General features: G+C 32.6%; 12 protein-coding genes. 1 reads left to right on the top strand and 11 read right to left on the bottom strand.

Going from position 1 to position 12,853, the window contains the following annotated elements:
- Nucleotides 1-7: 7 nt before the first annotated feature.
- The 11 genes from C1I91_RS01805 to C1I91_RS01765 form a co-directional block, all read right to left on the bottom strand.
- Nucleotides 8-1,183 (bottom strand): SAM-dependent methyltransferase, encoded by a 1,176-nt coding sequence (locus C1I91_RS01805; protein WP_164880411.1) that lies wholly within the window; start codon nt 1,181-1,183, stop codon nt 8-10.
- Nucleotides 1,184-1,306: 123 nt separating this feature from the next.
- Nucleotides 1,307-1,468 carry a hypothetical protein gene (locus tag C1I91_RS27955; protein ID WP_164880410.1) on the bottom strand — a complete coding sequence of 54 codons (162 nt, stop codon included), beginning with the start codon at nt 1,466-1,468 and terminating at the stop codon, nt 1,307-1,309.
- A gap of 793 nt (nt 1,469-2,261) precedes the next feature.
- Entirely contained in the window at nt 2,262-3,977 is a 1,716-nt protein-coding gene (locus C1I91_RS01800; RefSeq protein ID WP_128210953.1) for a sensor domain-containing diguanylate cyclase, read from the bottom strand.
- A gap of 147 nt (nt 3,978-4,124) precedes the next feature.
- Nucleotides 4,125-5,393 carry a ferredoxin reductase family protein gene (locus C1I91_RS01795; protein WP_128210952.1) on the bottom strand — a complete coding sequence of 423 codons (1,269 nt, stop codon included), beginning with the start codon at nt 5,391-5,393 and terminating at the stop codon, nt 4,125-4,127.
- A 101-nt stretch (nt 5,394-5,494) separates the two neighbouring features.
- Nucleotides 5,495-6,088 (bottom strand): CDP-alcohol phosphatidyltransferase family protein, encoded by a 594-nt coding sequence (locus tag C1I91_RS01790; protein ID WP_128210951.1) that lies wholly within the window; start codon nt 6,086-6,088, stop codon nt 5,495-5,497.
- Nucleotides 6,089-6,746: 658 nt separating this feature from the next.
- Nucleotides 6,747-6,992: a hypothetical protein gene (locus C1I91_RS28665; RefSeq protein ID WP_238475854.1), complete on the bottom strand. Its 246-nt coding sequence runs from the start codon at nt 6,990-6,992 to the stop codon at nt 6,747-6,749.
- Nucleotides 6,993-6,994: 2 nt separating this feature from the next.
- Nucleotides 6,995-8,083: an IS4 family transposase gene (locus tag C1I91_RS01785; RefSeq protein WP_238475853.1), complete on the bottom strand. Its 1,089-nt coding sequence runs from the start codon at nt 8,081-8,083 to the stop codon at nt 6,995-6,997.
- A gap of 237 nt (nt 8,084-8,320) precedes the next feature.
- Nucleotides 8,321-9,094, bottom strand: coding sequence for an ABC transporter permease (locus C1I91_RS01780; RefSeq protein WP_128210950.1), 774 nt, complete (start codon nt 9,092-9,094; stop codon nt 8,321-8,323).
- Complete coding sequence (locus C1I91_RS01775) at nt 9,087-10,007, bottom strand: ABC transporter ATP-binding protein (protein WP_128210949.1); 921 nt, start codon at nt 10,005-10,007, stop codon at nt 9,087-9,089. The genes C1I91_RS01780 and C1I91_RS01775 overlap by 8 nt, the downstream gene beginning before the upstream one ends.
- Before the next feature lie 79 nt (nt 10,008-10,086).
- The gene (locus tag C1I91_RS01770; RefSeq protein ID WP_128210948.1) at nt 10,087-11,010 is read right to left on the bottom strand and encodes a sensor histidine kinase; all 924 of its coding nucleotides are present in this window, start codon (nt 11,008-11,010) and stop codon (nt 10,087-10,089) included.
- Nucleotides 11,007-11,705, bottom strand: coding sequence for a response regulator transcription factor (locus C1I91_RS01765; RefSeq protein ID WP_128210947.1), 699 nt, complete (start codon nt 11,703-11,705; stop codon nt 11,007-11,009). Before C1I91_RS01765 ends, C1I91_RS01770 begins: the two co-directional genes overlap by 4 nt.
- A 304-nt stretch (nt 11,706-12,009) precedes the next feature.
- Here C1I91_RS01765 and C1I91_RS01760 point away from each other — a divergent pair, with 304 nt between their 5' ends.
- Nucleotides 12,010-12,777: a carbonic anhydrase gene (locus C1I91_RS01760; protein ID WP_128210946.1), complete on the top strand. Its 768-nt coding sequence runs from the start codon at nt 12,010-12,012 to the stop codon at nt 12,775-12,777.
- The last annotated feature ends 76 nt before the right edge of the window (nt 12,778-12,853 follow it).

Genomic DNA, 12,853 nt, shown 5'->3' with positions numbered 1-12,853 from the left:
AAAAATTCTATCTATACATATAATCCCTTGTCCATGGTAAGTCATTATTAACTCCCTTACCAAATAGTATTTGATGGATGCTTATATTTACACAATTAAAGGATGCTGCACAGGCATTGAGGTAAAGTCTCCACATTCTTATAAAGGTTTCATCTTTACTCTTTCTAACCTCTGGAAGTGCCTTTTCAAAGTTTCTAGCCCAGTTCTCTAAGGTTCTTCCGTAGTGTCTTCTAAGGCTTTCTACGTCTATTAATTCAAAGTCCTGTTCTGATATATAGTTTACTAGCTCCTTAACTGCAGGTACATATCCACCTGGGAATATATATTTATCAATCCAGGTATTAGTACCCCCATCATTTATTCCAGTTATAGAGTGTACTAGAGAAAGTCCATTTTTGCTCAAAAGCTTGTTTACTGTTTGGAAATACTCTTGTAGATTTTCCTTTCCTACATGCTCTATCATACCTACACTAACCACTCTATCAAATGTAAGATTCTTTAATTCTCTATAGTCTGAAAGTTTAACGTCCACTAAATCAGTTAAGCCTTCTTCTTTTATTCTTTCTTTTACTCGCTCAAACTGTTCTGAGCTTAGAGTTACGCCAAGGGCCTTTACCTTATATTTCTTTGCTGCTGTAATAATAAGCTCACCCCATCCGCAGCCTATATCCAAAAGGCTCTGACCTTCCTTTAAGTTAAGTTTTTTAAGTATGTGCTCAACCTTATTTTTCTGAGCATCAGTTAAGGAATCAGTATCATTTTTAAAGTATCCACAAGAATAAGTCATGGTATCATCAAGCCATAGCTTATAAAAATCATTACCTATATCATAATGAAATTGAATATTTTCTTTACTTGTTTTTATAGTGCTCTTTATCTTCTTTAAAAGTTTCTCGTACTTAGCACCATTCTTCAAAAAGCTTTCCTTGTTGTTGTAAAGTGATTCTATTACATCCTGTACGCTACCCTCTATGTCTACCTTATTAGTCATATAACCTTCACCAAGTGCCATGGAAGGATCGTTTATTATGTCTCCCTTTGGAATAGGTTCATTAAAGATAATCTTAAACTTTGCCTCTCCTTCACCGTAGTTTTCTACAGTGCCATCCCAGAACTTAATTTGAAAGGGATCTGAAAACATATTTTTTAATAGAGTTTTGTAAAACAACTTATCAGCAACCAAATCTAATCACCCCTCATTCCAATTCTTCTATATCACTCTAACCTGTTAGCTCTAGACAGATAAAACACTTCTGCTTTTCACAAATAGCTCGGTTTAAAAAACTTTACTAAAACTACCTAGTTATTAAGTAACCACCTTAGCATCACCTAAAAATAAAGCTCTGTTAACGTACTGTGTTGAAATTAAGTGGTCAGTCATCCGATGCTTAGATGAGCTTGCGCAAAGAATTAATATGATTTTGTCATATTCCATGGCTAAAACTGTAAACTCACTACGTTCGAACATACAGTTTTACTCTTTATTTAACTAGTCACTCTTTATAAAACTTATGTATCTTAATCTTAAGTATATTAGGAATGCCATTAAAATAAAAAGTAAAGAGAAAGAATGTGTCGCCTGCCAGAATTTCTTCACATAAGTTCAGAAAAGGCAGATGCGCAAAAAATCACTAATGAAGAACGTATTAATGATTTTTAAAGCCATTCCATCTGAAAAAATCATTTAATTCTAGTTGCTCGCTCATATAGCATCTCCTTCGTAACCACTTAATTTCAACAATATTATTAACCATAGCCAAAATAAAAAGTGTTTTGTCTATATAGAAAGACTTATTGTTAGAACAATATTAGTTACTAATATATATTGAGTTATTTAAAATTATTGTACTATATAGTATTATAACACTTTTCATTTACAATAAAAACCTAATAGGTTAATAATATGTAAACTAATCAGCTATATCTCAAAGCAATACATCTATATAAATATTAAGTTTTTCTCAAACTTATTCCTATAAAAGAGTCACTTAGGTTTTTTCGGTGACTTTTTTGAGCATTTGTATTTCCCAATGAGTATGAGTAGAATCTGACAGGCGAATAAGAGCTTTTTTACTGTTCCTTAGTAGCTGTTATAAGTCCTTGATATTACTAAGTTTCCTTAAAAAAAAATTTACACTTTCCTTAACAGAAAAAAACTCACTGAAGTGATTTCCTTCAGTGAGACCTTTTTGCCTATCCGCCTTTCCCAATGCATATGAGGAAAATCTAGTAGGCTAATATATTTTATTTTCCACTATCTTTTATACAGCAATCCTATCTCTTCCGGCATTCTTGGCTATGTATAAAAGCTTATCTGCATTTTCAATGCATTGCTGCTTTATATATGTATCATTTTCGTACAATCCACCACTTACGGTAACTATGTCTCCATTCTTTAGATATATATCTTTTATATTTTGCCTTATAGTCTCACTAATTTCTTTAGCTTTTTCTTTATTTGTGTTAGGAAGTATGACTATAAACTCTTCTCCACCGTATCTTCCAGCATAATCTGTAGGTCTTAAGCTATTTTCAATGGCCTTGCTTACATTTATTAATACCTCGTCCCCATAAGGATGTCCAAATTTATCATTAATAGCTTTAAAGAAATCCACATCTATCATCAATACAGAAAACTTACTATTATACTTCTTATAGTCTTCTATCATAATATCTAATATACTATCTATGTAATCTCTATTATAAAGCTTTGTTAGCCCATCCCTTATAGAATTTTCGTATATTATCTTATTCTCAACCTTTAACTTTTCTATAATAGCAACCTCATCAGAATACCTAATGGCAATCACATAAGTTTCTAGTATTGCAAACATAAACATGCCTATTTGAAACCCATATCTCGAATAGGAAACACCATTATTAACCAATACATCATTTAAGGCTGTCGCAATTATAAAAATGAATGCCAAAAGAGATACTCCACTGTAACGCTCCTTTTTTATTACCTTATTGACCAAAAATATTAACATACTTATTATTATTAAGGCTAAAAAGCCTTCACCTATATATGAAAGACTATCATAGAAGGGACCTTCGGTTACTATACAAATGAAGGAAAACAGTAATGAGAAGCCCAAAGATAACACTGTTAGCTTTTTAGGAATATCTTTAAATATCTCTCTGATAAATAAAACATATATTGGTATCCATAGATAATATGTGAGGGCAGCAGTCTTACTCATTAATTCATAAGGCATATTGGGAAAGAATCGTATTATTATTCGCTCATTTAAAAATAAACATCTTAGTTGAACCAATAAGCAAAGTATAGAAAAATACAAAGAAGCTTTGTTACCTTTAACTTTCTTAAATATAAATAGATTTAAAAGCTCTAAAACCAGTAAGCTTCCTAATATCACTAAGTCAACACTTACGTTTAACAAGAACTCATTCATTATATTATCTTTAGTGCTAAACTGCATAGATCTGATTATAGGGAAAAGATCTCTATAGTTAGAGGTTTCAATAACAATTTCAACTTCTCCATTATTGGATGTAAAGTATGAGTAGGTAGGCAGATATATTGCTTTCTCAGCCTCATAGCTTTTTCCTATCTTACCTACAGTTCCTTGAAGAACACCATTTATCCAAACCTTTGAAGCCGAAAGCATTTTACTTATTCTCAACCCATAGACCACACCATCTTTTGCTTTAATTCTAAGTCTTAAAGTCATATAACCAGTAGTTTGTCCATTTAGTTGGCTTTTCAAGTCACCAGGAATAGTTAGATATGTATGTGAGGACATGTTTTTCAGTTCTTCTGGAGAAAGAAGGTTATTTTTAAACAGTTCCCACTGACCATCTAAATCAACAACTTTCTTTTTACCAAAGTCATAATCGGTAAGATCTACACTTCCATTGATGGCATGTGCTTTGTAAACTCCTGCGAAATTAGTGATTGATATAATATTAGCTAATATAAAAATGGCTAAGATAGAGATTGTAATCTTTCTCATATAATATCTCCTATTAATTATAATAACCATTAAAATATATTATATATCGTTTAATTTGGCAATAGGTGAGATATAGCCTAATAATATGAAGAAACCGCTACCACTAGCTTAAAACATCTATCTATTGGCAGCAGTCAAAATATTTCATTATTTAAATTGGAACTGTTCAAAATGCACTACTAAGTCCTTAAGGTTATTGTCCTTAAATTGTTTTCTTAAGCTTTCCCTCATGCCCTTAGGACCACAGAAGTACACATCCTTTACCTGTTTCATATCTACTTCTTTACCAATAGCATCTAATGATAAGAATCCCCTCTCCTTAGAATTAAACAAGTGCAATTTTACTTTAGTATTTAAAGCTAACTGCCTTAATTCTTCAATGTAAGCTCCATCCTGCTCACTATTGTATGCATAGAAGAAGTGTATATTGTAGCCTTCTGGTACTGGATCTTGCAAGAAGCTTCTAAAAGGAGTTACTCCTATACCTCCAGCGACCCAAACCTGACTTTTGCCACCGTCTTTATAGTCAAAGCTTCCATGAGGTCCCTCTACTGCAAATTCATCTCCAAGCTTTAAGGTATCCAGTAGAACCTTTGTGTCATCACCTAAAGCCTTAATGGTAAACTGGATTTCACCTTCTTTTGGTGCTGCACTTATGGTAAAGGGATGAGAAGGAAACTTCTTACCTTTTCCAATAAGCTTAATAAAGGCAAACTGTCCTGGTTTGAAATTTACGTCTTTATTTAAAGCCCTACCTGTTATTTCTAAGGTTCCATCAGATACAAGCTTTAACTTACTTACCTTAAACCTATACTTAAAGGCCACTTTTTCATAGAAGAATATACTATAAAATATGGATACAACACCTACTAGATTCACCATATTAAGCCAAATGCTAAATGGATTTAAAGAAAATGGTGGATAAGTAGAGCTTCCATAATAATGATAAACCCCCATCATATAAGCCAATATCATAAACTTATGAATGTTTTTCCACCTCTCATAGTTTAACTTTTTAGCCACTATAGCAATTATGATAAGTGCTACAAATAAGTATAAGCTAAAACTTCCGTACATCGCATAAGGATCTCTAGGTATCTTTATTCCTTCGCTTCTCTCAATCCTTTTGCCTATGTCAATAGTTATGTTGTGAAGCACAACTAAAAGTAAAGCGGACATACTTAAATATTTATGGTAAATATAAGATTTGTCTAATCCGTTAAATATACGATTTAATATCTTGTGCCTTGTAGAAATAAAATTCACCAGTGAAAAGGCAACTAATGCAAAGGCTGCAATAAGCTGTGAATACTCACTTGCCTTAGAAATCTCTCTTGTGGAGCTAGCAAAAAGCCAGCTTATATAGGTTATTGCCATGGTAATTATAATAAATATCAATCCTGATCTTTTCTTCAATTAAATCTCCCCCTAACTTACTAACTTCTAAGCCTCTTTTAATTAGGCTATGTTTAATAATTTTCAACATGGTACTTTAGCAGTGCCTTTAATTAAAGCCTCTATCTTCTGACCTTGCTATATCTCAGTTTAGTAAGCATATAGCACCCTCTAATTCTTTCAAAGGAAGAGTATGCTCCACCTAAAAAGGTAGTGTAAAGTAAGATATTAATTAAATAGCTTGAACCAATAACATTAGAATGGCTCAGTAGGCATGCTACCCCTGGTATTAGGAAAAAGGTTGCTGAAACTATTCTTCCTATCTTATCAAAAACAAATGGATGTCTAGATGCTGTGTCATATCTCTTTATAAAGTTTGAAGTTAAGACAAATTCTAAAAACTTTATACATACAAAAGCTAGATACCATGCAGGCAGTACTTTTACAGCTATAAGCATCCCATAAGAAGAAACTATATATAATAAATCTGCAAAAACATCCAGCTTAGCTCCCATAACTGAGGTTACTCCAAGCTTTCTTGCTAGCTTTCCATCAAATAAATCTGACAGACAAATAGCACTAAACAAAATAGTTAAAACTACAGTAGAACCTTGTCCATAGGTAAAGTGTTCAAAAATGCAGTAGTTAAACATAATCGTCATAACTAATCTTGATATAGTCAATGTATTTGGTATCAACTTACTTATCTTATCCATATCTCTTACCTCTAAAATTCTTTAATTTTTACCACTTCATATTAAAATCTAGGCTCTGTTAAAGTACCGTGTTGAAATTAAGTGGTCAGTCATCCGATGCCTAGATTAGCTTTAAAAATAGCTTTTCTGATTGAAGTTATGAATCTTTATCTGTCTTAAATATAAAACACTTAATTTAAAACAACCTTAGAAGAAGCTTAGAATTTGCTGAGAAAGTTGTAAACATTCTATACAGTTTACATCCACTTATCAGGTATTTTATTCATAAAAAGAGAGCTGCAAATAAACTGAAACAGTTCATTTGCAGCCCTCTTTTTTACTGTGGAGACCAGTTATAAGGTTTTTTCTTAGCTGAGCCTATTAATGTCAAGGCTTTGGGGTAGCTACTTAGAATAACCATAAAAAAATAAAATTATATCGCCTGCAGATTTTCCTTACATACATTCAGAAAAAGCAGCTGCGCAAAGAAAATCACTGAAGAAGATCTCTCAATGGCATTAAGTTAAGAGAATTCAAGAAGCTATTACATAAAGTGATAGCTTCTTTTTTCAGAGTTAGCTGTAAATGTTCAACCGAAATGAAGAAAATAATTTTAAAAATTGCATGCAAATAAAGCAGGCATATATCCCGCTAAAAAAAACTATTAAATTAATCATTATTATGCTACTCTATACATGAAGCTTACGGATGTTTTTTCAGACATATTTCTAGGTCGCGAACGACCAGGTCGAATCGGTGTTATGTGCCTAGCAATCAAAGCTTCTATATTAGGTGGAGTAACTTTACCAAGGAAAAACTGTCGGCATATATGCGCTGCAACAGAAAAGTTGACTTTGTAGTCGTATTTCCTGTTCCTTTTCTTTATGATTACGTGTTGGGTAATTATTTCAGAAAAGTTGTACATAATTAGCCTTGCATATATTTCCTGAAGTATGTACTCCACCTTTTTGAATGAAAATGTAGCAATCCAATAGTATATTTCAAATCACGGAATGATGTTTCAATTCCCCAACGCTTGAAATAGAGTTCTTTTAGTGTTTGAGGTGAAAATTTCGTTCTATCTAGGTTTGTAACAACAACCTCATAAGTATCATCAGTAATTTTAAATCGTACAATCCGAAACGGTAGTTTGTACATTACTGTAGGATCACTTTTTCTATTTGTCTCTGGGAGATAGTCAAATGTCTTATTTTTCCCAATTAGTCTATAATGGTTTTTATCCTTAAGCAATTCTTTCACTTTATTAGTTTGTTTTCTAGTAAGGTTTAAATCAATATCAACATCAAATTCATCAGCAGATGGAAGTTCAAATCCATGTAAAATACCTGATGCATGACCATGAAAATCTTTTATTCTTATTAGGAATTTCCATCCTTTTTGTTGAATGTGTGCCATATTGTTATAAGATTCATACCCTCGATCCGCAAGGATAATTGCTGGAGTTTTAATAGTAGATCTGTCTACCATGTCTGTTAATGCCTTACATTCATTGGAAAGCTTTCTTCTCAGCACAATTACGTCCTCGTAGGTATGTTGATTAAGATCGTATAATGCATTTAAATGCAAAAGGTTGTACGGTTTCCTAGAGTCTTTAAATTCATATAAGGAATCCAAATCGTTTTTATTTGTTGGAATATGTATGTCAGATCCATCGACAGCCAAAAGGCGATAGCCTTTAAATAGATAATCAGTTGTTGTTTTGTTAACGAAGTTATGAAATAATTTTTCAAATGCCGTAGTCAAGATCTTTGCCCTTTGTTGAACAAAGGCCGCCGATGTAGCTGTGTCAATAGAGCATCCCCATTGATTTAAAAGCTCATTACTTAAAGTATTTCCTTCCATTCCTAGCAAAGAAAAAATTATTTTATCAAAGGGAAGTTTTCGATTTCTAAGGAAATCCTTGTCGGGATTCCTAATATTCTCTTTAGGATTATCGCGAAGCTCTTGAATAAGTTCAAATAAAGTGGATCTCAATTCTTGTGACTTAGTATTCATATGTATTCTCCTCGTAATTGAAATTTCTCTCTAATTACAAGGGCCGCTTTCACTACCTTTAAAACAATTGGTAGTGAAAGCGGCCACATATTTTTGAAATGCTGTCAAGTGATAATTAAAAAAAATAAAAAAGACCCACAGCACATATTTGTGATGCAAGCCTTTCCTTAACTTAATGACATTGAGAAGATCTCTTCAGTGATTTTTTACTTATCAATTTTATATAGTAGCAGAAGCTTAGTTTATATCTGCCTTCACATAATATACTATGCTCAACGTCATTCCTATTACAAAGGTTAAGGCTGAAATTATCATAACTGTATAAGGTAGTTGAATGGATGAAGCGTCTACTACAAGCCTACCTAGCTCACCTTTTCCTACTTCCTTTACCGCGCTAGTAAGTATGTTTAGTGGATAAATAAATGGTATCTTTTCAGACATAGACTTGTCAGCAAAACTTACTAAGAACATATTAATAAGAGTTGCCAAGCCTGAATATATTACAGGTCCTATCACATTTTTAGTAAGCAAGGAAATAAATATAGCTATGGGAAGTATAGCAATTTCAAAAATCAATATGCAGCCATTAAGCTTTAAGTGATTAATTATTATATCTATAGTCAAAGCATCATGAGGTAGTAAAAGACCAGTAAGTAGTGTTAATGCCAGCTGAAGAATAATCGTTGCTGTTATTATAAGTATTATAACTATAAACTTTGATACAAACACCTTTACTCTGCTTAATGGATAAGAAAACAAGGTATTGCTGGTATTATAAGAAAACTCTCTACTGAATATATAGGAAGCAATAATAGCGTACATAGCTAAGTTCATAAACAAAAAATTCATTTGCTCCACCTGATATATATACTTATCCCAATAAACATGAGATCCTTGTCCAAGCCATCCTAAGCATAAAGTACCAGGGAAAAATAGAGTTATTAGAAAAATCACTAAGTAAAAGTATGATTTTTTTAATTTTAGAAATTCACAGTATACTGCATCATACATTTTCTTCACCTCCTATAAGGTTAACAAAATAATCTTCTAAGTTGTCTACACTAAGACTCATTTCATTTAAATCCACATCGTTATTAATCATAAGTTTTGATATCTCAGCAGCTCTTTCTATGCCTTCATATATTCTAAGCACATTATTTTCAAAAACATCAAAGTCCTTAATACCTAGTTTTGCTTCAAGCAAATAACAGGCTTTTTTATCGTCGCTTATCCTTAACTTAAGATACTTTCTGTTTCTTCTCTGAAGTTCCTTATAGTCAATTTCTTCTACCAATCTTCCTTTATGAATGATTCCTACTTCTGTTGCCAATTGCTCTATCTCACTTAAAAGATGACTGGAGACCAAAATGGTTATACCTTGCTTATCTTTCAAGCTTATCAAAGTCTCTCTGATGTCCTTTATTCCTAGTGGGTCCAATCCATTGGTAGGCTCATCTAAAATCAAAAGCTCAGGCTTATGAAGTATTGCTCTTGCTATACCAAGTCTCTGCTTCATCCCTAAGGAAAAGTTCTTTACCTTTTTGTCCTTTATCTCCTTAAGCTCTAAACCCACTATAGCCAATGCCTCTTTTATATACTCCTTGTTTTCTATGCCAGTCATTCTTCTATGAATCTCTAGATTTTCTTCCGCTGTTAGATTTGGATAGAAGCCTGGATACTCTATAGTTGAGCCTATTCTCTTATATATATCTTTTTTATAATTGGTCTGTCCAAACAGCTCAATCTCACCATCAGAAGGCTTTATCAGATTCATTAACATTCTCAAGGTAGTGGTTTTTCCAGCACCATTTTGTCCTAAGAAGCCATAAATCTCTCCTCTCTTTATGTTTATATTAAGATTGTCCACCGCAAATACACCCTTATATTTTTTACTCAAATTATGAGTTCTTATTGCGTACTCCACAACATCACCTCTTTCTAAAGATTAAAAGGACTATGCTTTAATAATAAAGCATAATCCTTAACTGCCATTGACACAGTTCTTACATGTTTCTTAACTGTTTATTTAGAACAATCTTAAACTCAGTTTTTTCATAAGGCTTGCTTTTAACCTCAATGGTGCCGCCATGCTTTTCCACTATCTTTTTCACTATGGTTAAGCCTAGGCCGCTTCCCTTTGCTTTGCTATTTCTCGACTTATCTACAGTATATAATCTTTTGAAAATATAAGGCAGTTCCTCTTCTGCTACTCCTGATCCCTTGTCCCAGATAGTTAACTCTACTTGATTTTTAACTTCTTCTAACCTTACGCCTAACATCTTGCCAGCATCACCATACCTTATAGCATTTGATACAAGATTATGTATAACTCTATAAATAGAACCTTCATCTGCTTCTATAAATATTTCTTTCTCTCCGATATTCAAGTCAAGCTCAAAGCTACTTCCCTCAAGATCCTTTAAAAAGGAAAGCATACACCTTCTTACAACCTCTGTTATGTTAATAATAGAAGGTTTTAACACAATATCCCCAGAATCAAACTTTGAAAGCACAAAGAATTCCTCAATTAAATTTCTTAAAAACTCTCCTTTTTCACTTATAACCTCCAAGTACTCCTCTCTATCGGCTTCACTCAAAGTCTTGTCAGTTTTAAGCATCTCTATATATCCTAAGATAGCAGTTAAAGGGGTTCTAAAATCATGGGATATATTAGAAATCATCTTTTTTCTATCTTCTTCATACTGTTTTTTCAACAAATCTATTTTCTGAAATTCATCTATAAGCCTGTTTAAATTAATAACCAAATTTTTAATAGCTTTATTATTTCCTTTTACTCTAACCCTCTCATAAAAGCTTCCTCTTATAACATTTTCTATACTGGCAGTTATACTTTTAAGCTTTATATTCTGAAGTAATATTATCAACATCAAACCTAATATTATAAGTAATAATATTATATACATCATTCTAGCTTACCTAACCTATAGCCAATGCCCCAAACAGTTTCAATATACTTAGGCTCATTAGGATTGTCCTCGATTTTATTTCTTAACCTTCTTATATGAACCATAACAGTATTGTCGTCTCCCAAATACTCTTCTCCCCATACGCTATTAAATATTTGAGCCTTTGTAAAAACCTTATTTGGATTCTCAAAAAACAACTTCAAAAGCTCATACTCCTTGGCTCTCAAAGTAATAGACTGTCCACTTTTACTTACAGTATAGTTATCCAAATCAAAGGTTATTTCACCATATTCTATTTTATTACTGCTAGTATTACCTGAACTATAATACATATATCTTCTAAGCTGGGCCTTTACTCTTGCTATTAGTTCAGCTAAGGAAAAAGGCTTCACAAGATAGTCATCGGCACCTAAGCCTAGGCCTATAATCCTGTCACTTTCTTCAATTTTTGCAGATACTACTATAATTGGCACAGTGCTCTCCATTCTTATTCTTCTCATAACTTCCATTCCGTCAAGCTTTGGAAGCATAATATCAAGAATTATAAGCTTAAAGTCTTCTTGTTGCCAAAGCCTTAAACCTTCTTCACCGTCTAAAGCATAGTAAATGCTATAGCCTTCCTTGCTTAAAGCCTTTCTTACCATATTGCTTATGGTACTATCATCTTCTATAACTAAAATTTTAGTAGTTTCCATTTATCATCACATCCCATAAATTAATTTTATATTTAAATGGAATTAAGTTCAATATTTGATATATGATTACACATACCATAGGTATCCAACTTCAACTATTAATTTATACATGCCACAAAATCGCAGAGCCGCGATTTTATAACAAGTATAAATTAAGTTTTTATAAAGGTTGCCTATATATTACTCATTTCATAAAAATTATTTAAACACACATATCTCTACAAAAATTCTCCTAGGATAAAATCCTTAACTCCAAGAGAAAATATTAAGGATTTATAAAATCTATAACTAGGAGGTTCAAATAATGAATAAAAGAAATTTTCGTAACATAGCTATGATTACTTCTAAGTTTCTTATTGCTGCACTTTTATTAACTGGCTGCTCAAGTGCTGGCACATCTAATAATCAGCCTGCAGACAATACAAACAAGTCAACCACTGAAACAAAAACAACTCAAACTCAGATGTATACAAGGTCAGAGACTGTAACCATAGATCAGGCAAAACAGCTCTTGGTAGAGGGGAATAAAAGATATGTTGATAATAAAATACTAGGTCATGATATCACTAACACTAGACGAAAAGCCCTATCAACAAATGGTCAAAAACCTTTTGCAGTAATCTTGAGCTGTTCAGACTCTAGAGTTCCTCCAGAATTAGTATTTGACCAGGGACTTGGCGATTTATTTATAGTAAGAAATGCTGGTAATGTTATCGATCCAATTGCTTTAGGAAGCATAGAGTATGGTGCTGAACACCTAGGAGCTCCACTAATAGTAGTGCTAGGACATGAGAAGTGCGGTGCCGTGAAAGCCGCTATGGAAGGCGGTACTTATTCCGATAATATTACTGCTATAATAAATCAAATAAAACCATCTTACGATAAAGTAAAAGCAAATAATAAAAACGCTGATGACATGTACAACTTGACCATAGATGAAAATGTAAGAAATTCTATGAGTTTAATCAATAAAAGCACAGTAATACAAAAGTTATTAACAGAAAAGAAGATTAACATAATTGGCGGAAAATATCACATGGATACAGGTGAAGTAACCTTCGATATCCAGTAGTATTACCCAAGAAATAATCTTATTCATACTTAGAGGTGTGCTACTTCCATGTGAAATCTACTCTCAAAACTACTGT

Origin of the sequence: Clostridium manihotivorum (assembly GCF_004015185.1) — a bacterium.
Taxonomy (GTDB): Bacteria; Bacillota; Clostridia; order Clostridiales; family Clostridiaceae; genus Clostridium_AR; species Clostridium_AR manihotivorum.
This window is presented reverse-complemented; position numbering and strand designations above follow the sequence as displayed.